Origin of the sequence: Phytomonospora sp. NPDC050363 (assembly GCF_040655735.1) — a bacterium.
In the GTDB taxonomy this organism is placed as follows: Bacteria; Actinomycetota; Actinomycetes; order Mycobacteriales; family Micromonosporaceae; genus Phytomonospora.
This window is the reverse complement of the sequence record NZ_JBFAKK010000004.1, coordinates 166,203-185,805: the sequence shown is the minus strand read 5'-3', so window position 1 is coordinate 185,805 and position 19,603 is coordinate 166,203. Positions and strand designations below refer to the sequence as shown.

Genomic DNA, 19,603 nt, shown 5'->3' with positions numbered 1-19,603 from the left:
CTCACTCTGCCCTGCCCGGTACCAGCGCGAGCGTCCGTGCGGCGAGCGTGTCGAAGCCGATCCCGTCAAGGCCGGGGATCGAGGTCGCCAGCCGGTTGCGCAGGGGTCGGGTCCACTCGCGGGGCAGCGCGGAGGCGCCGGTGAGCGCGCCGATGATCCCGCCGACGGTGGCTCCGTTGGAGTCGGTGTCCCAGCCACCGGTGACCACCGCGGTGATGGTGCGCGCGAAATCGCCCTCGCCGTGCACCAGCGCGGCGGTGGCCAAGGCGGCGTTGTTGACGACGTGCACCCAGTGCAGGTGACCGTGCCGCTCGTGAAGCACGTCGAGGACGCGCTCCCAGTCCTTCTCCGACGCGGCCAGCTCGCGCGCCTCCCGTACGGCGCCGGCGATGCGGCTCTCCGGTGGCAGGACGGCGATCCCGGCATCGAGTACCTCGTCCACACGGGACGCGACGACGGCCGCCGCGCCCATGGCCGCGGCGAACATGGCGCCGTAGACACCGTTGCGGACGTGGCTGACGACGGCGTCGCGGTGGGCGAGTTCGGCGGCGAGGGCCACGTCGCCGGGGTGCGCCCAGCCGTATAGGTCGGTGCGGATCTGCGCGCCGATCCATTCCCGGAAGGGGTTGTGGCGGGTCGCGGTCACCGGCGGGACGAGACCGAGGAGCAGGTTGCGGTAGGCGACCCGTTCGGCGGTGAAGGTCCGCCCGGCGGGGAGCAGGTCGAGCCAGGAGGCGGCGACGTGCTCGCTCGTCAGATCGGCGCCGTGCTGTTCGAGGAGCAGCAGGGCCATCAGCGGGTAGTTGAGGTCGTCGTCCTCGGGCATCCCGTCGATGTTCTCGACGAGGCTGGTCGCTTTGCTGCGACGGTTCCACGGGCGCCGGGCGGCGACGTCGTCGGCGAGTCCACGCGCGGTGAAGTACCCGCTCAGCGGCCAGGTGCCGGTCGAGTGGAGGATCTCGGCGATCCCCTCGCGCGGCAGCCCCTCGACGGGTTTGCCGAGCACGCAGCCGGCCGCGCGGCCGAGCCAGGCACCGTGGAGCCGCTCGCGCAGCGCCTCGGTGTCCGGCACACCGGGCAGGCCCCACGTGGCGGGCCAGTGCGCCCGGACCCCGTCGAGGTCGGCGGGCTCGGCCGCCGGGTCGGGGCCCGGCAGCGCGTCGAGCTCGTCGAGCAGCCGGTGGGCGAGGGCCCGCAGGTCCTCGCCCGCCTGCTCGGGTGAGGCGCCCTTGGCGGGCGGCGCGCCCGCGCCACCCGCGTCGAGCCAGCGCCGCTCGATGTCGTCGACCGGTCTGCCTTCGAGCCTGGCCGCGATCAGTTCGTGCGGTACCAGGTCCTCGGGCTGCACCCAGGTGATCCTCAACGCTCCCCCACCGTGTCGGCCAGCGCCGCGAAACGGCCCGCGCGCTCACGCCAGCGGCGCTCGTCGGCGGCGAAGATCTCCCCGGCGACCTCGGCGAGCGTGACCGCGGGTGCGACGAGGTCGACCCGGCTGGCGGCGGCGACCTTGTCGGACCAGTCGCCGGGAACGGCCTTGGCACCGCCCAGGGCGCCGGCGATGGCGCCGGCCATCGTCGCGGTCGAGTCGGCGTCGCGGCCGTAGTTGACCGATCCGAGGACGGCCTTGGCGTAGTCGCCGTCGGCGATCAGGAGCATCCCGAGTGCGGCGGGAAGTTCCTCGATGGTGTGCAGCCGGCTGGGGCGGCGGGCGCCGAGGCCGGGGTTGCGGTACTCCTCGCCGACGGTGTCGAAGGGCGCGATGGCCCGGCGCAGGTCGTCGATGGAGGCGAGGCAGTCGTTCTTGCCGCGCACGGCGTCGCGGACGGCCTCGATGGCCGCGCGGGTGCCGTCCTTGGCGACCGAGAGGGCCGCGGCGACGACGGACTCGGCGTCGGCGCCGGGTGTCATGGCCTCGGCGACGGCGGCGGCGAACACGCCGGCGGCCTCGCGCCCGTAGCTGGCCTGGTGCGCGCCGGCGATCTCGATCGCCTCGACGTAAGCCCCGGCGGGGTTGCCGGCGTTGACGATCCCGACCGGCGCCATGTACATCGCCGCACCGCAGTTGACGATGTTCCCGACGCCGGCCTCACGGGGGTCGGCGTGTGCGTGGAACAGGCGGGCGACGAGGTGGCGCTCGGCGAGGGCGAGCCGGTGCAGGGTGACCGCCTCGCGTTCCATGTCGGGGATGTAGACGCGGTGGCCGATGAGGTCGGGGACCAGGTGGTCGGCGATGTCGAAGGCGTCGAGGTGGTCGCGGCGGTGCGCGTACACGCGGATCAGCGCGTGGGTCATCAAGGTGTCGTCGGTGATGTGACCGTCGCCCTTGTGGTACGGCGCGGTGGGCCTCGCCGTCCGCCAGTCCTCGTGGAAGGGGCCGACGACGCCGTCGACCCATCCGCCGAAGCGGGCCTTGATCTGTTCGGGGAGGGCGCCTTCGGTGGCGCCGCCGAGGGCATCGCCCACGGCGGCGCCGACGAGGCAGCCGGTCGACCTGTCCACCAGTACGGCAGTGGTCACGATGCGTTCCCTCCAAAGGGGACGGTGGGCTGACTCACGGAACGGGTTGGTGCGGGGGTCATCGGATGATGCCCTCGCCACCTTCGACGAGTCTCTTGCCGAGTTCGTCGAGGGTGATCGTGTCGGCGAAGTACTCCTGGAAGGCCGGGGTGGCGATCTTGGACTTCCACTCGGAGAACTCCGGGACGGTCTGGAAGGGCGCCAGGACCAGCGAGTTGGCGCTGGCGACCGCGACGTCCCAGCCGTCCTTACCGCCGGTCGAGGCGACCAGTTCCTCGCCGGCCTTCTTGCCGGTCGGGATCAGCCAGTCGCCCTTGGCCAGTTCGGCCTGGTTGGTGGGGTTGAGGAAGTCGGCCATGAACCGCATGGCCTCCTCCTGGTGCTCCGACTGGGCGGAGATCGACAGGGTCTGCGGGTTGGCCGCCTGGTTCTGGCTCAGGCCCTTAAGCGGCGGGAGGGTGACCCACTCGAAGCCTTCGGGGGCCTGCTCGACCATCTGCTGGCGCAGGTAGATCGAGCCGGGGAGCATGGCGTACTTGCCGCCGAAGAAGCCCGGCAGCGGGTCGGTGCCGCCCATGCCGAGGGCGTCGGGCGCGGCCGACTTGTCGGTGTAGACCATGTCGTGGATGCGGCGCGGGACCTCTTGCTCAGCGGCGCCCCAGACGACGGAGTTCTTGCCGTCGGCGTTCTGGAAGTACTTGCCGTCGTAGTTGAGGCCGAGGTTGAGCACCCGGTTGACCGGCTGCTTGAGCGGCCAGGCGGTGCCGAAGGTGTCGCCCTCGGTCAGCTTCTTGGCGTTGGCCGCGAACTCGTCCCAGGTCCAGGGCGCGTCCGTGGTCGGCACGGGGATGCCGGCCTCGTCGAGGAGCGTCTTGTTGGCGATGACGACCTGCGACTCGAGCAGGAAGGGAACGCCGAAGACGGCGCCCTCGGGGGTGGTGACGGTGTCCCAGACGTTCTGGCCGATCTCGCCCTTCAGCTCGGCCGGCACCAGGTCCTTGAGGTCGGCGAGGTAGTTCATCTGCGCGAACTGCCCGGACAGGGCCGCCTCGTAGTGGATGATGTCGGGCGCGTCGCCGCCCTCGAAGGAGGTGAGGAGCTGGTCGTGGACGGAGTCCCAGCTGCCCTGTACGTACTCGATCTGGATGTCGCTGTGGGCGGCGTTCCAGTCGTTGACGAGCTTCTGGTTGGCCGCGACCGAGGCTTCCTGCCAGGCGAGGCTCAAGAACCGCAGCTTGACGGGGCCGTCGGCCGAGTCTTCGCCGCTGCCGCAAGCGGTCAGCGAACCGACCGCCATGGTGGCGGCCAGGGCCACCGCCGCGACTCTGCGGGGGGTGAGGCGCTTCATTGCGAACTCCTTGGATGTCACTTTCGGGGGTGGTGGGTCAGCCTTTGACGGCACCGGCGAGGCCGCCGGAGGTGAGGCGCCGTTGCAGGAAGGCGAAGAAGATCAGGCTCGGGATGGTGGCCATGAGCGATCCGGCCGCCAGCGGTCCGAGCCGAGCGATGCCCTCGATGCCCACGAACTTCGCCAGTTCCAGCGGGAGCGTGGCCAGCTCGGGACGTTTGAGCAGCACCAGGGCGAAGAAGAACTCGTTCCAGGAGCTGATGAAGGCGAACAGGGTCACCGCGACGACGCCGGGCGCCAGCAGCGGCGCGACGATGCGCACCAGGGTCTGGAACTTCGAGGCGCCGTCCATCGCGGCGGCCTCCTCGAGTTCGCGCGGGATGCCGCGCACGAAGCCCTGGAGCATCCACAGCGCGAAGGGCAGCGACCAGGTCACGTAGACCAGGACGAGGCCGAAGAGGCTGTTGGTCAGGCCCGCGCCCTTGAGGATGATGAACAGCGGGATGACCAGCAGGATGAACGGGAACAGCTGGGACAGCAGGATCCAGGCGGTCGCCACGGTGTTGACCTTGCTGCGCACGCGGGCCAGCGCGTATGCGGCCGGCAGCGCGATGACCACCGTCAGGACCGCCGCGCCGACCGAGACCTGGAGGCTGTTCCAGGCCGCGCGCGCGAGGTGCTGCTGGGTGAACGCGGTCGTGTAGTTGTCGAGGGTCGGGTCGCGCGGGATGAGGCTCGGGTGCAGCTCGACGACCTCGCGCGGCGTCTTGAACGACGTCGAGAGCATCCACAGCAGCGGGAAGGACAGGAAGGCGAGGTAGCCCACCAGCGCCAGGTACTGGAGGAACCTGGCCGCCTTCCTCTTCGGGGAACGCTTCCTCTTGGGCGAACGAAGGCGGCTCACGCGTTGACCTCCCGCATACGGCGGCGCAGGTAGAAGAACAGGAGGACGACGATGATCAGCACCATCGCGTTGCCCATCGCCGCGGCCGTCCCGAAGTGGCCGTACTTGAAGGCCTCCTCGTAGGCGAAGAGCATCGGCAGCATCGTCTTGCCGCCGGGGCCGCCGGTGGTCAGGACGTAGACCAGGCCGAAGGAGTTGAAGTTCCAGATGAAGTCCAGCGAGGTGATCGCCACGATCACCGGCCGCAGCTGCGGGAGCGTGATGCTCCAGAAGCGGCGCCAGGTGCCGGCGCCGTCGACGGACGCGGCCTCGTTGAGTTCGGCCGGGACACCCTGGAGGCCGGCGAGCAGGACCACCGTCGTCTGCGGCATTCCGGCCCACACGCCGACGACGATGACGGCCGGCAGCGCGGTGCTGAAGTCGCCGAGCCAGTTCGTCGACAGATCGCCCAGGCCCACGCGGTAGAGAGCCTCGTTCACCAGCCCGGCGTCGGGGTGGTAGACGAGCTGCCACATGATGCCGACGATGACCGGCGGCATCGCCCACGGCACCAGGGCGAGCGTGCGGGTCAGCCAGCGCAGCCGCAGGTTCAGGTTGAGCAGCAGGGCCAGGCCGAGGGCGGCCAGGAACTGCAGGATCGTGACGCTGAAGGCCCAGATCAGGCCGATCTTGAAGGAGGACCAGAACAGGTCGTTGGACAGCAGTTCGGTGTAGTTCTCCAGGCCGGTGAAGTTGGTTTCCTGGTTGAGCCCGGCGCGGGCGTCGGTGAAGCCCAGGTAGATGCCGTTGAGCAGGGGCACCACCGACAGGATGAGCACCGGCGCGAGGGCGGGGAGCACGAGGAAGTACGCGTACTTGTTGTCGAGGCGCTTCTTTCTCGCCAGTGGGAGCTCTTCGTTGAGCGTTGTCATTGCGGGGCCTGATCCATCGGAGGGGAGTGAAACAGTGCGGTGGGTCCGCCGCCGCGCGGACGGCGGGTGCCGGCCCAGCCCCGCGACGGGCGCTGACCGGTGAGGACGCGGACGGGGACGGCGTCTCCGGGGGGCGCCGCCGCGTGCAGGCACGCGTTGCCGCCCAGGGCGTGGCAGGCGCAGGCCGACACGGGGCGCTCGGGGCCTTCTTCGACGACGAAGCTCATGGGATCTCCTGGATCGCCGTGCGGCCGCTGGACGCGCGGACGACGAGGGTCGGTGCGACGGTCACGCGCTGCGCCGGGCGGGTGGGCTCGGCGAGGCGGGCGAGGAGCAGTTCGGCGGCCAGGCGGCCGCGTTCGGCCGAGCCCAGCGAGACGCTGGACAGTTGCGGGAACGCCATCTCGGCCAGGTCGGTGTCGTCCATGCCGACCAGCGCCACGTCCTCGCCGACGCGCTTGCCGGCCGACAGCACCGCGTGCAGGGCGCCGACGGCGATGAGGTCGTTGGCGCACAGGATCGCGTCGGGTTCGGCGCGGTCGAGCAGCCGTCGGGTGGCCGCCCGGCCGGCGGCGTAGTGGAAGTCGGCGGGTTCGACGAGGACGGGGTCGAAGGGGAGGCCCTCGGCTTCGAGGGCGTCGAGGTAGCCGGCGCGGCGCGCGGCGCCGGGGACGGTGTCGAGGGGGCCGTTGACGAAGCCGATCCGGCGGCGACCGCTCTCGACGAGGTGGCGGATGGCCAGGCCGACACCGGTGTGGGAGTCGGCGCGGACGTTGTCGATGGGCTTCTTGGTCGCGGGCATGTCGTCGGGCAGCGAGCCGACCACGACGACGGGTGTGGGGGCGCGTCCGAGCGCGGTGAGGTGGGCGTCGGTGATGCGGATCGGGCTGATGACCAGGCCGTCGACGTAGCGGCGGGCGAGGCCGTCGAGGAGCTCGACCTCACCGGCGACGTCGGCACCGGTGGCGTGCACCTGGAGCCGGTAGCCGGCGTCCGCGGCGACCTCTTCGATCGCGCGCATCATCGCGACGTACACAGGGTTTCCGATGTCCTCCACGGCGAGGGCGAGCATGTCGGTGCGCTGCGCCTGGAGTGAGCGAGCGACCGCGTTCGGGACGTACCCCACGGAGGCCGCGGCCTCGCGCACCCGGCGCTCGGTCTCGGCGCTGGCGCCGTGGCCGTTGAGGACACGTGACGCCGAGGCGATCGAGACACCGGCCATGGCGGCGACCGTGCGGACGGTCGGGGGTCCACCACTGTCAGTGCGCTGTAAACGTTTCCGGCTCACACCACACCTCGTCTGTTTCGGGACTGTAAACGTTTCCGCACAGTGTTGCCCGGCGTTCAGGGAAACGTCAAGGGGTGGAACGGTTCGAGTTCGGGAACGGTGCAAGCGGGCCGAGGCGGGCGGCCATCGGCCCAGGTAGGCCGGGCCCTCACCTATGGACGGGGCTTGAAGGCGCGCCGGTACGCCTGCGGTTGTGGTGTGCGGCAGCCTCGCGAAGTGCCGGCGAAGGTTGACCGCCGTGCCGCTCCGAGTGTTCCCACGTCCCCTGCCACACTCCCCCGATGACCTCCCCACCCCACGAGTGGCAGATTCCCCAGCGCGAGTACGACCGCCAGGAATCCCGCCGCGGACGCCGCTTCGCCTACGAGACCCTCGACCCCCGCGCGACCGCCCTCGTGGTGGTCGACATGGTCGGCTTCTTCGTCGAGGAGTCGGCGCGGTGCCGGGCGGCGGTCCCGGCGATCAACGACCTGGCCACGACCCTGCGCGACGCCGGCGGCACCGTCGCGTGGGTCCTGCCGCAGGTCCATCCGCCGACGGAGTGGGAGATCGGCTTCTACGGAGCGGAGGTGGCGGCGATGTTCGCGGCCTCCGGCGGTGAGGGCACCCTGCGAGAGCGGCTGTGGCACGCGCTCGACGCGCGCGACGGCGACGTGTGGGCCGAGAAGTCGGCCTCCAGCGCCTTCTTCCCCGGCCGCAGCGACCTGCCCGGGCAGCTGGGGGAGCGCGGGATCGACACGGTCCTGATCACCGGCACCGTCACCGGCGTCTGCTGCGAGTCCACGGCCCGCGACGCCGCGACGCTCGGCAACCGGGTCATCATGATCGCCGACGGCATGGCCGGCATCGACGACGCCGCCCACAGCGCCACCCTGCGCACCGTCTACCGCTCCTTCGGCGACGTGCGCACCGCCGCCGAGGTTCTGGGACTGATCGAAGCGGCCTTACACTCGCGGTGACCGGACTCCTCCTCTACCGTCACAGACGGAAGCGATCGCGATACCGAGGAGCCCGTATGCCGCCGACCGACCTCTCCCACCGCTTCGCCGCGCTCACCACCGCCCACGTCGCCGACGCCTGCGTCCGCGCCTCCGTCCCCGTCCGCTGCGCTCCGGCGGGCACCCACGCGGTCGCGCCGGGCATGCGGCTCGCCGGCCGGGTCCTGCCCAGCCGCCACGTCGGCAGCGTCGACGTCTTCCTCGAAGCCCTCGAAGGCGCCGAACCCGGCGACGTGCTCGTCGTCGACAACGGCGGGCGCCTCGACGAGAGCTGCGTCGGGGACCTCGTGGTCGCCGAGGTGGCCTCCGCCGGGCTGTCCGGCGTGGTCGCCTGGGGTCTGCACCGCGACACCGCCGACATCATCGCCATCGGCCTGCCCGTCTTCAGCCTCGGCTCGACCCCCTCGGGTCCCCTGTCGGTGACCGGGCGCCCGGACGACGCGCTGTCCTCGGCGACCGTCGGCGAGTGGACCGTCGGGAAGGGCGACGTCGTCTTCGGCGACGAGGACGGCGTGCTGTTCACCCCCGCCGAGCAGGTCGGCGACCTGCTCACCCTCGCCGAGAAGATCCGCGACACCGAGCACCGCCAGGCCGAACGGATCCGCGACGGAAAGAGCCTGCGCGAGCAGCTGCTCTTCGCGCGCTTCCTCCAGCACCGCACCGCCAACCCCGCCCTGACCTTCCGCGAACACCTGCGGGCCATCGGCGGAGCGATCGAGGAGTGACGACCATGCACAGCGAAGACTTCCTGTCGGCCGCCCGCGTCTGCGCGCGGCTCCTGCGCAACCCGAGGGTCGCCGCCGAGTGGGCCGAGCCCAGCGCCCTGCGCGAGTTCAGCGTCGGCGGCCTTGCCGGGCACCTCGCCTTCCAGATCCTCGCGCTCCCCGCGATCCTTGAGGCACCGCTGCCGCCCGAGCCCGCCATCGGGCTGCTCGACCACTACTCGCGGGTCGAGTGGATCGGCGCCGACCTCGACGCCGACATCAACGTCCGCATCCGCGCCGGCGGCGACGAAGCGGCCGCCGACGGCCCCAAGGCGCTGGCCGACCGCGTCGACGCGGCCATCACCGGACTCGCCGCCACCCTGCCGACGGAGTCCACCGAGCGGCCGGTGCGCATTCCGTTCTGGGGGCCGTGGTCGCTGACCCTCGACGACCTGCTGGTCACCCGCCTGATGGAGCTCGCCGTCCACGCCGACGACCTCGCCGTCAGCGTCGGCCTGCCGACCCCGCGTTTCGGGGAGTCCATCGTGGACACCGTGCTGGGTCTGCTCACGCGGCTCTCCGCCCGCAGACACGGTGCCGTCGCGGTCATGCGCGCCCTGAGCCGCGCCGAAAGGGCCCCGAAGAAGATCAACGCGTTCTGAGAAAAGCGCTGTCATACAGGCTCGATAGGGTCCGGTCGACCCCCGCGCGATCCTCTGCGCCCCAGCCCTTCCATTGGGAGTAGGACGACCATGCCCTCCAGCCCCGGGTCCCCCGATCGCTTCTACGGCATGCCGATGCCGCCCGACATCGCCGCCGGCGTCCACGAAGGCCTCACCCGGCAGGAGGACGGCGACCTCGTCGAAGCGCACCTGCGCGCGAACTTCGCCTACTTCGGCGCGATCGACAAGACGCTGGCCGGATTCGTCGTCCTCGACGACGAGGGCGACAACTACACCCTGCTGGACCTGCGCGGGGGTGGAGCGGTCTGGCGGCAGGACCACGAGACTCGCGACATCCACCTCCGGCTGGCCTCCCTCGCCGACTGGGGGTCCTTCCGGCGCGACAAGGAGGCCGCCGAAGCCGCGGAGGAGTACACCGACGAGTACGAACTCCTCGCCGCCTACTCCGCGGGGGCACCGCCGCCACACGACCGGGCGGTATCCAGTGTCGACCTCGCCGCCCGCTACCAGTGGCTGGTATGGCTACTGGCGCAACCGCTGACGCACGACGGCCACCCGATCCAGGACGACACCGACCTCGCCGGAAGCGCCGCCGGGCACCACCTCGACGCCTGGCCGTCGCCCGCGAGTGCCGGTGCGGCCCTGGACGCCGAGATCGGCACACTCGCCGACGACCCGCACCTGACGATCTACTGGCTGCTGCACACCGCGATCCTCGGCATGGACACCGACCGCGAGCGCGTCTTGGCCGCAGGCACCGCCGCCGGCGGATCCGAACTCCTATCGTCCTTTGTGGATACCTTTGCCGCGCTGGCCGTGTCCGGCGACGTGCCGGCCGTGCCCGGCTTCCGTGCCCGGCGCTCCATGCTCGTCGCCTACCTCCGTCGTGAGGACCTCGGTGAAGGACCTGCCGCTCTGCTCGCCGCCGAGATGAGCCCTCGTACCCGCCCGCTCGGGTACACCGCCGCCGTCGCCGACGCCCTCGACGACGGCTCGCTCGACACCACCGCCGTGGCCGAAGCCGTCGCGCGCATGGATGCTGGCCTGACGCGCACCGCCCTTCGCGCCCTGCTCGACTCCCGCGACCCTGCCATCGGCCACAGCCCGGCCGCCGACGAACTCGTCGCCGCCCTCCCCACCACCCCCGAGCCCTGGACCTTCGCCAACTGGGCCCTCGACTGGGCGCGGCCCGTCACCGGTGACCTGGCCGCGCTCACCGAGACCGTGCGGTGGCTGCTCACCAAGGACTCCCACCAGCGGCTCGTCCTGGCCGCCGTCCGCGACCTGCGCGAGCGCGGCGCCGAGCCGCCGCTGATGTCGGCGGACGAACTGACCCGCGCCGAGATCGACGCCGAAGCCTCCTCGCGAGTGCTCAGGTCCATCGCCGACGCCCCCGAGGACACCGAGCGGATCCTGACCGGCATCGGCGATCCGGCGCTCGCCCGCGTCGTCGCCCGCCGCGTCCTCATGCGCGCCGACATGGACGAGGGACTGGCCGGCGCGGCGTCCTGGGCTGCCCGCACGGTGCTCGACGGCGAGGTCGCCGACGCCGAGCTCGCCGCCGCCGGACTCGCTCTGCTCCCGGCCGCCGAGCAGAAGCACGTCATCGGCGAGCTGGGCGGCAAGATCACCTCGGCGGAGCATCCGCTCGTGCCGATCCTGCTGCGGCTGGTCCTCGAAGCGCCCGAGGCAGCGGCAGGCGACTTCGCGGCCGCCATGAAGGTCGGCGACATGAAGGAGGCCGCGCTGCTGGCGCTGGCTCCTTTCGCCCACGACGAGCGGATCTTCGACCCGCTGATGAGAGCCGCCGAAGAGTTCGGCAGTGGCAGCGGACTCGTCAAGATCTGGGACAGGCTCTTCTATCCCTTCGAACGCGAGCGGTGCGTCATCCCACGGCTGAGCCCCGAGCAGGCGGAACGGGCGATCCGGGCGATGATCGCCACCAAGCTCGGGCATCCCGACATCCACGCCCGCAACAGCGCCGGGCACCAGCTCTACCGCTTCGACCACCCGGCGGTCGCCGACTTCGCGATCGCCGCGCTCGACGACTACGGCGCCCGCTACGCCGACTCGGAGCCCAAGAGCGGGCGCGTGTTCGACCACGGGCAGACCGAGGACGACAATCTCGAAGACGTCGTCGCCGACCTGTACTCGGTGCTGCGCAACCTCGACACGCCCGCGACGCGCGCCGCGCTGATCGGCCGGATCTTCACCGAGCGGCGCTCGTTCTGGCGGGCCGCCAACGCCCTCAGCGAGATCTGGAACGCGGGTGTGCACGCCGAGATCATGCAGCGCCTGCGCCGCGACCGCGACCACATTGCCGCCGGGCTGTACGCGTACACCCTCGACCGGCACGTCGAGAAGACCGCCCCGCTGGCCGATCTGGCCGATGAGATCGGCGGCTGGGACGTGCCGGCCGACCCGGCGAGCGCCTCCTGCTTCAAGTACGCGCTGGTCATGGCCGCTCGCGGCGCGCTCGGCGCTCACCACTTCGATGTCGTGCGCGTGGTGTGGAGTCTGGCGGAGGCGATCGAGCAGGAGGCCTGCCCGCCGGGGGGCCGGTCGTGGACCGACCCCTTCGCCGACACGGCCGCGCGAGCCGAACTCGAAGCCGCACTCAGCGGCGTGGCCGACCAGGCGCGCACGGCGCTGGTCGAGAAGGCCCGCGCCGCCCGGAAGAAAGGCAAGCCGCTGACCAGGCTCAAGGACGCCGACCTCGGGACCCTCACCGGCGCGACCGTCCACACTCGACTGCTTCATGACCGGACGACCGGTGAGGTCTGGTTCGTCGACACCGACGAAGGCGCGCACGCCTTCGACGGCTACGAGGCCGTCGCGACACCGTTCACGTTCACCGTCCAGGACAAGATGCCCGGGCCGTCCGCTCTCACCGGGATCACCGAGCTGTCCGAGCGCGCCATGTTCTGGACCGCGACCGCCGGTGAGTTCACCGAACTCGTCCGCTACGGCGACCGGATCGCCTACAGCCACGGGGCCGACAACGGCCGCTTCACCACCTACGTCCTGCACTTCGGCGAGGGCGCTCCCGACGCCTTCGCGCGGATGCGTGCGACGCTCGCCGCGGGCAAGCTCGTCGAGACCGGTCCCTGGTACGTGCCCGGAAAGGGCTGCGTCATGCGGAGCTTCCACGCGGCGGACGCCGAGAACGCCAGGCTGTTCGTCCACGCCGGGATGATCGAGTACGAAGGTGAGGAGTTCGGCGACACTGAGACGGCCGTCGCGGCCAATCAGCGGCGAGAGTTGGAACTACTCGCCGCGGGGGGCCGGCTCGCCTGTGTCGAATGGACCGGAAGGCGGCGCCGGCGTGAGGACATGACGGTCGCCGAGTGGCTCGACGACCGCGCGCGGGACGACAGCCGTGACTCCGTCTGGCACGTCACCGCCCTCGCCGAGTTCGACGAGCACCTGCGCGCGCAGGGGTTCTGCGCCCAGGTGCCGGGACTGGCCGGCCTGAGCGTCGAGTTGGGCGACGGTGTCGGCGACGAGGAGATCGCGCGATTCGAGGCGACCCGGGACACGCCGGTGCCCGAGGTGCTGCGCGACTTCTGGCGCCGGATCGGGCACGCGAGCTGGTCGACCGGCGGACGCGGCCGGCGGATCCTGTCCCCCGCCGAGATGCTCGCCCGCCGCCCTGCCGCCGACGCCGTCGGCGCGCGATACCTGGCGCAGTCCCCGATGCCGTCGCGATCGCCGCAGACGCTGTACCGGCGGCTCGACGTGCTGGTGGAAACCCTCGGCGGGCGAGTGGTGACCCTGCTGGCCGCCGACCGCCAGACCGACGACGCACGCGTCTTCGCGCACGCCGACGAACGCGAACGAGACCTGTGGTGGGAGCGCTCACTGTCCTGGATGTTCGCCACCGGCATCCTCGGCTCCTTCACCACCACCGTCAAGGACGCCACACCTCTCGTGTCGCAGCTGTACTGCGACCATCGGGTCGACCCGGCGGTGGCACCGCGCTACTTCGAGTGGTCGGAACCGGGCAAGGACGACAAGTTCTGGGAGCTGTACTGGGACGCCGGCAACGGCGTCCTGGCGACCCGCTACGGGCGCCCGGGCACGCCGGGCAAGGTCAGTACCAAGCGGATGGATCCGGTCAAGGGCGCCAAGAAGGCGGCGAGCCTGGTGGCCGCCAAGACCGCGGCGGGCTATCAGGAGATCTGAGCTGGTGAGCGCCCCCGCCCGTCCGGGCGGGGGCGCTCATGCGCGCTCGACCTCGGCCCACGGCCACATGGCTTGATGGGCGTGCCCTGACGCCAACCGCCGCCCGGCCGGCGGCAGCGGCGCACCTACGCCTGGTGGAACGCAATGATGTCCACTTCGTTGCCTTCCGGGTCGACGAGGGTCCGACGATCCCGAGCGTTCTCGGTGACGATCCGTCCTCCAGCGGCCACGGCCGCGTCGATGCGGGTTTGGGCCTGGTCGTGCGGGACGAAGAGGTCGACATGGATGCGGTTGCGATGCTGTCGCCGGTCTGTGTCCGATGCGTCCATCTGCTGGAAGAACAGGACCGGACTGAGCCGACGCGGATCGTAGACGTCGGTCACGAACGCCCGTGGGTCGTACTCGTAACCGAGTACCGACGCCCAGAAGGCCCGCACCGCGGGAACGTCGACCGCGTCGATGCCGAACTGGACGAAACGCCCGCGTGCGAGGTCCGCTGAGAGCCCCAGGTCGCGCGCCGCGGTCTGGACCCGAGCGGCCAGGTCCAGGAACCGGCTCGTGGCGGAGCCCTCCCCGTCCTCCCACTGGTCCTTCCCGCCGTCGATCGTGACGCCATCGGGCCGCAGGTCCACCATCAACGGCAGCCCCGCGTCGTCGGCCAGACCGGCGACAGCCGACGCAAACGCGCCCGCCTGCACAGGCGAATCGAGGGAGTAGTACGTCATCGCGCCGAACAGCACCTGCCAGTCCGCGGTCTCCGGCCCCTTCGAGAGCCTGTCACCGGGAACCACGTCGACCTCGTTCCCGTCGGCGTCGGCGAGCGCGACCCCGTACGCACCGAACGGCTCTTGTCCGACTGCGGCCCTGGCCGCCTCCACCGCGATCGGCGCGCGAACCACATCGACGTGGATCCGATCGCGCAGCGGCCGGGGCCCGCTCCGGTGAAACGACAGCACGGGATCTCGTCGCGACGGATCCCCGAGCCCGTCGGGACCGACGGGCTCGTAGCCGAGAACGTTCTGCCAGAACGACACCAGCGACTGCTCATCCGCGGTATCGATCACGAGCCGCACGACTTGGAGCACGGCCGGGTCCGCGGTCAAGCCCAGCTCGTGGGCCGCCGCCGAGATCGAACGCGCAAGCTCGACGTCGCCCCGGGTGAGATCCCCCGCCGGGCCGATCCGCACGCGCACCCCGCCGGGTCGCAGGTCCACGTCCGGCAGACCGGTGGCGGCACTCAGTTCGGCGATGCGGCGGACGAGTGCCGCACCTGCGGTCATCGACGGCGCTTCGAACCAGGCGCTCGCGCCGGCGTCCAGGACGCGCCAGTCCCGGACACCGTCCGCTTGCTGGAACTCCGTCACTGTGGCTCGGTCCATCAGATCCCTTTCGGTGCCCGGCCGCACGACTGTGGCGGTCGAAACGTAGTGGCTCTTGCCCTCCGGACGGGAGCAGGAGAACCCGGAGGCCGTCCATGAGGTCCTGTGTGGATGGTGGCGGCACTTACCCGTTGATCCAGGTGGTTGAAACGTGGACCGTTGAGGAGGGGTCGTGCGTGTTGATGCTCTCACAGGGCTTGCCGACGGCAACGCGCCGAGTTGGCCGCTCGGCCGGCGGTGCGTCTCTCCCGGATCCTTCGCCTGCGGCGGCCCTCGCGCCGGCTGGAGGCCGGGCACTCGCCGACCACGGGCATCCTGCTGCCGTGATCACCGCTGTCCGAGTGCCGCGACGACGGCGCCCGTGAACTCCCCGGTCGTGGCGGTCCCGCCGAGGTCAGGGGTGCGTACCGAGCCGTCGGCGAGCGTCGCGGCGATGGCGTCGACGACCTCGGCCCCCGCCTCGCGATGACCGAGGTGGTCGAGCATCATCGCCGCCGACCAGATCGCGCCGACGGGGTTGGCCACGCCCCGGCCGGCGATGTCGGGAGCCGAGCCGTGCACCGGCTCGAACATCGAGGGGAAGTCGCGCTCGGGGTTGAGGTTCGCCGAGGGCGCCATGCCGATGCTGCCGGTGACCGCCGCGGTGAGGTCGCTGAGGATGTCGCCGAAGAGGTTCGAGCCGACGATCACGTCGAAGCGTCCGGGGTCGAGCACCACCTTGGCGCACAGGGCGTCGATGTGCTCGCGGGTGACCTCCACAGTGGAGTGCGCGGCGGCCCGCTCGGAGACGATCTCGTCCCAGAACGGCATGGTGTGCACGATCCCGTTGGACTTGGTCGCCGAGGTCAGCCGCCCGCTGCGACCGGCGGCCAGTTCCAGGGCGTAGTCGACGATCCGGGTCACGCCGGGGCGGGTGAACACCGCCTCCTGCACGGCCATCTCGTCGGGGAAGCCGCGCGACAGGCGCCCGCCGATCTCGCTGTACTCGCCCTCGACGTTCTCCCGCACGACCACCAGGTCGATGGCCGAGCCTGCCCGCAGTGGGCCGTCCACGCCGGGGAACAGCCGCGCGGGCCGCAGGTTCACGTACTGCCGGAAGGCCCGCCGGATCGGGATGAGCAGGCCCCACAGCGACACGTGGTCGGGGACGCGCGGATCGCCGACGGCGCCGAGGAAGATCGCGTCGAAGGAACGCAGGCGCTCGATCCCGTCGGGCGGCATCATCGTCCCGTCGCGCAGATAGCCGCCGCACGACCAGTCGAACTCCTCGTACTCGAAGGACACGGCGTGGCGCGCGGTGACGGCGTCGAGGACCGCGCGGGCGGCGGGGACGACTTCGCGCCCGATGCCGTCGCCCGGGATGACGGCGATGCGGTGGCTGCTCATGGGCCGATTCAAGCAACCGGGCCCCGCCGGGTCCAAGACGAGACCGTGATGGGATTGATAGGCGGTGCCTATCGATGCCGTTCGCCGGACGTTTCGAGCCCGATCGCCAGGAACTCCGCCGCCGCCGGGGTCAGCGGGCCGTCGCGACTCACCATCGCCAGGTCGAGCCACGCGGGCGGGTCCAGGTCGAGCACGACCGCCCCGGCCCGCTCGGCCAGCGGGCGCCAGGCCTCGGCCAGGATGCCGACGCCGATTCCCTTGAGTACCAAGGGCAGTACCGCCTCCCGGTGCTCCGACTCGACGGCGATCGTCACGCCCGGCACCTCGGCGCGGATCTCCTCGGCGAGTCGCCGGATGCCGGTGCCCTCCTCGCCGACGATGAGCCGCCGGCCCTCCAGCGCCGTGCGCGGCAGCGGCCCGTCGGCGGCCAGTGACCCGTCGGGCGGTGCGACGAGCACGAAACGCTGCCGCCCCAGCGGATGAAGCAGCAGGTCGGCGACGGCGGGCAGTCGCCACGCCGAGAGCAGTCCCAACTCGGTGGCGCCGGTGCGGACGGCGGCGAGCACCGAGCGGGCCACCGGCGCGGCGCGGATCGACACGTGCACACCGGGGTAGCGGTCGGAGTAGGCGAGGATCATCGTGCTGAGCGGTTCCACGGCCGGTGACGGCATGGAGGCCACCGCGACCTCGCCGGACCGCAGCCCTCGCACCGCTTCGACGCTCGCGCGCGCCACGGCCAGCGCTCGCACGGCCTGCCGCGCGGGTTCGACAAGGGCCTCCCCTGCCTCGGTGAGCACGACGCTGCGGCCGATGCGGTGGAAGAGGCGCCCGCCGAGGTCGCGTTCGAGGGTGCGGATCGCCTGCGAGAGCGAGGGCTGCGCGAGGAACAGGGCGCGGGCGGCACGGTTGAAGCCGCCGTTGTCGACCACCGCGAGGAAGTATTCGAGCTGCCGTACGTCCATGGTCGCCAACCCCGGGCTCGGCGTTCCCGGCGCGGCGGCCCGCGCCATCGATAGGCGCAGCCTAGCGGTTTGGTAGTCAAACCGCATTGGACCGGAATGTCGGCCGGGGTCTTGAATGGACCAACGTGCCGCCTATGGCATGGGTCACCATCGCCGCTGTCCACAAAGGAGTGACGTCATGGCCGCCGAGGAGCAGCGCACCGACGTGGACAAGGCCCTGCTGGGCCACGCCACCTATCGCAGTCTCGGCGAGCAGGTGCTCTCGCCGGGCGAGGAGCGTTTCGAGAAGGCGAGGCGGACGACCGGGCTGTGGCTCGCGCCGCTGCTCGCCGTCGCCTTCGCCCTGATCCCCTTCGACCTGGCACCGCGCCAGCACGCGCTCGCCGCGATCCTGCTCGGTGTCGTCGTCATGTGGGTCACCGAGCCGGTCCCCATCCCCATCGGCGGACTCATCGGCGTCGGCGCGATCGTCGTGTTCGGCGTCGCCCCGGCGACCGACGCGCTGAAGCCCTTCGGGTCCTCGACGGTCTTCACCTTCATCGGCGCGTTCATCCTGGCCCAGGCGATGCTCAAGCACGGTGTGGCCCGGCGCTTCGCGTTCTTCATCCTGTCGCTGCCGGGCATCGGGAAGTCCACCGTCCGGGTCATCATCGCCTTCGGCGTGATCACCTGCCTGCTGTCGGCCTTCGTGTCGAACACCGCCACGGTCGCCATGCTGCTGCCGACCGCGCTGGGGCTGCTCGCGGTGATCGCCAAGATGCTCCAGAAGCGCGGGATGGTCGCGCAGAACTTCGATCCGCTGCGGCTGCGGGTCGGCGCGGCCCTGGTGCTCATGCTCGCCTACGGCGCCAGCGTCGGCGGGCTGCTCACGCCGGTCGGGAGCCCGCCGAACCTGATCGGACGCGGCCTGATCGAGGAGGCGACCGGCGAGCGCATCTCGTTCGCGCAGTGGATGGCCACCGCGCTTCCCCTGTGCGCCATCATGTTCGTGATCCTCGCGGTGGTGCTGCTGCTGCTCAACAAGCCCGAGATCCGCCGGATCGAGGGTGTCGAGGAGTACGTGGCCGCCGAGCGCGCCGAGCTGGGGCCGATGTCGCGGGCGGAGAAGAACACGCTGCTCGCCTTCGGCGTCACCGTGGTCCTGTGGATCTTCCCCGGCATCATCGCCCTGTTCGCCGGGACGGAGTCGGCGCTCTACGACATCGTCAGCGGCCGGCTCAACGAGGGCGTCGTCGCGGTGCTGGGCGCCTCGCTGCTGTTCCTGCTGCCGACCCAGTGGGGCAAGCGGGAGTTCACGCTGCGCTGGAGCGACGCCGCGCGGATCGACTGGGGCACGATCGTGCTGTTCGGGACCGGCATCATCTTCGGGTCACTACTGGAGTCGACCGGCCTGGCCGAGACGATCGGGGCGAGCGCGTCGAACGCGCTCGGCCTGTCGAGCGTCTTCACCATCACCGCCTTCGCGGTGGCCCTGGCGATCCTGGTCTCGGAGACGACGAGCAACACCGCCGCCGCGGCCGTTGTCGTGCCGATCATCATCCCGATCGCGATGGCCGCCGGGGTCGACCCCTTCGTGCCCGCGCTGGCGGCGACCTTCGCGGCCTCGTTCGGGTTCATGCTGCCGGTCTCGACGCCGCAGAACGCGATCGCCTACGGCTCGGGCTGCGTGTCGATCACGACGATGATCCGCTCGGGTGCCAGCTTCGACCTGCTCGGCGGACTGCTGCTCCTGGTCGGGCTGCCGCTGATGGTGACGGTGACCGGGATCGGAGGTTAGGAGCGCTCGCGGGCCTCGATGATCCGATCGCAGGTGCGTTCAAGGGCCGCGGTCATCCCGGTCAGCTCGGCCGGGGACATGGTGTCGAGGAACAGCTCGCGGACGCGCGCGAGGTGGTCGGGGGCGGCGCGCTCCAGGAGCGCCCGGCCGGCTTCGGTGAGGCAGACGAAGGTGCTGCGGCCGTCCTCGGGGCACTTGACGCGCGCGACGAGACCGCGGTCGACGAGCTGGCCGATCTGGTAGGTCGCCGCGCTCTTGGCGGTGACCAGGTCGGCGGCGAGGTCGGTCATGCGCACGTTGCCCGACTCGGTGCGGGGTTCGGCGAGGCGGACGAGGATCTCGTACTGGGTGTGCGAGAGGTCGTGGCGGGCCTTGAGCTCGCGGTCGAGCCGCTGCTCCAGCCGCTGGCTGGTGCGGATGAACTGGGACCAGGCGCGCGCCTGGGTCTCGCTCAGCCAGCGTTCCTCGACGCTCATCGTGTCCTCCGTCACTTCCGGTTGTTCGAATTCGAACTAAGCACTAGCGTTCCGATCGTTCAGATTCGAACTAACGAAGTGAAGG

Annotated in this window: 16 protein-coding genes; 5 read left to right on the top strand and 11 right to left on the bottom strand. The window is 71.2% G+C overall.

Annotated elements, in window-relative coordinates; genetic code table 11:
- Position 1: 1 nt before the first annotated feature.
- From AB0I28_RS11965 to AB0I28_RS11935, 7 genes are read right to left on the bottom strand one after another with little or no spacing between them, the layout of a single operon-like run.
- A complete protein-coding gene (locus AB0I28_RS11965) occupies positions 2-1,348 on the bottom strand; it encodes an ADP-ribosylglycohydrolase family protein (RefSeq protein WP_357492319.1) in 1,347 nt (448 codons plus the stop codon).
- Between the two features lie 11 nt (positions 1,349-1,359).
- Positions 1,360-2,517, bottom strand: coding sequence for an ADP-ribosylglycohydrolase family protein (locus tag AB0I28_RS11960; RefSeq protein WP_357492317.1), 1,158 nt, complete (start codon positions 2,515-2,517; stop codon positions 1,360-1,362).
- 58 nt (positions 2,518-2,575) lie between these two features.
- Positions 2,576-3,865, bottom strand: coding sequence for a sugar ABC transporter substrate-binding protein (locus AB0I28_RS11955; protein WP_357492315.1), 1,290 nt, complete (start codon positions 3,863-3,865; stop codon positions 2,576-2,578).
- Positions 3,866-3,902: 37 nt separating this feature from the next.
- Positions 3,903-4,769, bottom strand: coding sequence for a carbohydrate ABC transporter permease (locus AB0I28_RS11950; protein ID WP_357492313.1), 867 nt, complete (start codon positions 4,767-4,769; stop codon positions 3,903-3,905).
- Positions 4,766-5,680 (bottom strand): sugar ABC transporter permease, encoded by a 915-nt coding sequence (locus AB0I28_RS11945; protein ID WP_357492311.1) that lies wholly within the window; start codon positions 5,678-5,680, stop codon positions 4,766-4,768. The genes AB0I28_RS11950 and AB0I28_RS11945 overlap by 4 nt, the downstream gene beginning before the upstream one ends.
- Positions 5,677-5,907, bottom strand: coding sequence for a hypothetical protein (locus AB0I28_RS11940; RefSeq protein ID WP_357492309.1), 231 nt, complete (start codon positions 5,905-5,907; stop codon positions 5,677-5,679). Before AB0I28_RS11940 ends, AB0I28_RS11945 begins: the two co-directional genes overlap by 4 nt.
- The gene (locus AB0I28_RS11935; RefSeq protein ID WP_357492307.1) at positions 5,904-6,968 is read right to left on the bottom strand and encodes a LacI family DNA-binding transcriptional regulator; all 1,065 of its coding nucleotides are present in this window, start codon (positions 6,966-6,968) and stop codon (positions 5,904-5,906) included. The genes AB0I28_RS11940 and AB0I28_RS11935 overlap by 4 nt, the downstream gene beginning before the upstream one ends.
- Before the next feature lie 281 nt (positions 6,969-7,249).
- Here AB0I28_RS11935 and AB0I28_RS11930 point away from each other — a divergent pair, with 281 nt between their 5' ends.
- From AB0I28_RS11930 to AB0I28_RS11915, 4 genes are all read left to right on the top strand, one after another.
- Positions 7,250-7,927, top strand: coding sequence for a cysteine hydrolase (locus AB0I28_RS11930; RefSeq protein WP_357492305.1), 678 nt, complete (start codon positions 7,250-7,252; stop codon positions 7,925-7,927).
- A 56-nt stretch (positions 7,928-7,983) separates the two neighbouring features.
- Entirely contained in the window at positions 7,984-8,691 is a 708-nt protein-coding gene (locus tag AB0I28_RS11925) for an RraA family protein (protein WP_357492303.1), read from the top strand.
- 5 nt (positions 8,692-8,696) lie between these two features.
- Positions 8,697-9,332, top strand: coding sequence for a maleylpyruvate isomerase N-terminal domain-containing protein (locus tag AB0I28_RS11920; RefSeq protein WP_357492301.1), 636 nt, complete (start codon positions 8,697-8,699; stop codon positions 9,330-9,332).
- A 90-nt stretch (positions 9,333-9,422) separates the two neighbouring features.
- Positions 9,423-13,538 carry a WGR domain-containing protein gene (locus AB0I28_RS11915; RefSeq protein ID WP_357492299.1) on the top strand — a complete coding sequence of 1,372 codons (4,116 nt, stop codon included), beginning with the start codon at positions 9,423-9,425 and terminating at the stop codon, positions 13,536-13,538.
- A gap of 125 nt (positions 13,539-13,663) precedes the next feature.
- On the opposite strand, the gene AB0I28_RS11910 is transcribed toward AB0I28_RS11915, so the two are convergent.
- From AB0I28_RS11910 to AB0I28_RS11900, 3 genes are all read right to left on the bottom strand, one after another.
- A complete protein-coding gene (locus tag AB0I28_RS11910) occupies positions 13,664-14,902 on the bottom strand; it encodes a VOC family protein (protein WP_357492297.1) in 1,239 nt (412 codons plus the stop codon).
- A 342-nt stretch (positions 14,903-15,244) separates the two neighbouring features.
- Positions 15,245-16,303: a tartrate dehydrogenase gene (locus tag AB0I28_RS11905; RefSeq protein ID WP_357492295.1), complete on the bottom strand. Its 1,059-nt coding sequence runs from the start codon at positions 16,301-16,303 to the stop codon at positions 15,245-15,247.
- Positions 16,304-16,371: 68 nt separating this feature from the next.
- Positions 16,372-17,265, bottom strand: a complete 894-nt coding sequence (locus tag AB0I28_RS11900) for a LysR family transcriptional regulator (protein ID WP_357492293.1) — start codon at positions 17,263-17,265, stop codon at positions 16,372-16,374.
- 178 nt (positions 17,266-17,443) lie between these two features.
- Between AB0I28_RS11900 and AB0I28_RS11895 the strand changes: the two genes are divergently transcribed.
- Positions 17,444-19,042 (top strand): DASS family sodium-coupled anion symporter, encoded by a 1,599-nt coding sequence (locus AB0I28_RS11895; RefSeq protein ID WP_357492291.1) that lies wholly within the window; start codon positions 17,444-17,446, stop codon positions 19,040-19,042.
- Here AB0I28_RS11895 and AB0I28_RS11890 read toward each other — a convergent pair.
- Positions 19,039-19,518 (bottom strand): MarR family transcriptional regulator, encoded by a 480-nt coding sequence (locus AB0I28_RS11890; protein ID WP_357492289.1) that lies wholly within the window; start codon positions 19,516-19,518, stop codon positions 19,039-19,041. The two genes, AB0I28_RS11895 and AB0I28_RS11890, sit on opposite strands and share 4 nt — an antisense overlap.
- Positions 19,519-19,603: the final 85 nt, after the last annotated feature.